1 protein-coding gene is annotated in these 583 nt (G+C 33.4%); it reads right to left on the bottom strand.

Annotation, left to right across the window (positions count from 1 at the left end):
* The coding region (locus AC1DUW_RS31980) for a hypothetical protein (RefSeq protein ID WP_477644599.1) at nucleotides 1–583 on the bottom strand (583 nt) is incomplete at both ends.

Here is a 583-nt window from a genome sequence, read left to right as displayed (position 1 = left end):
CTTCATTAAACCTCTACGGCGTGCTTTTCGAAATTCAAAAACTGAAATTGTCCAAATGGATCTAACATTTCTTTTCGTATGTCCATTCCAAAATGGTTTTTTATGACCCGAAAAATTGAACAAACTAGTATCCTTTTCACTGAAAATTATTGATATTCCAACCAAACTGATACTCCATATCAGAGCCGAAAGTAGATACAGCCAATCCGTACTTTTAGGAATATTTGCAATCAATTCACTAAAATGAAAAACTTGATAAGGATTCCATGTATTTTGGAAAAACACAAGATCGTCTGTTGTGAAATAGCCAACGACTAAGATAAAACAAGTCGATAGTATCAATGTAAAAGAGTTCTTTAGCCAATTGCTTAATAGGGTTACAACTGCAAAAGTAAATAGACAAGCACTCCCAAAAAACATGCATGCTCTTAATACATAACTGGACGTCGAAATATAGCTATACGCTTTACCCGTAGAAACATATTGTGGATACTGAAAATCGAATACTCGCTCTCCAAAAATCAATGGAATAATGATGCCTATACTAAGAATCATCACTAAGAATATAAACAACATGAAAAGC

This window comes from Peribacillus sp. P4_C12, assembly GCF_056402095.1.
Note: the sequence above shows the minus strand (reverse complement) of the source record. Positions and strands in the feature narration are given on the sequence as shown.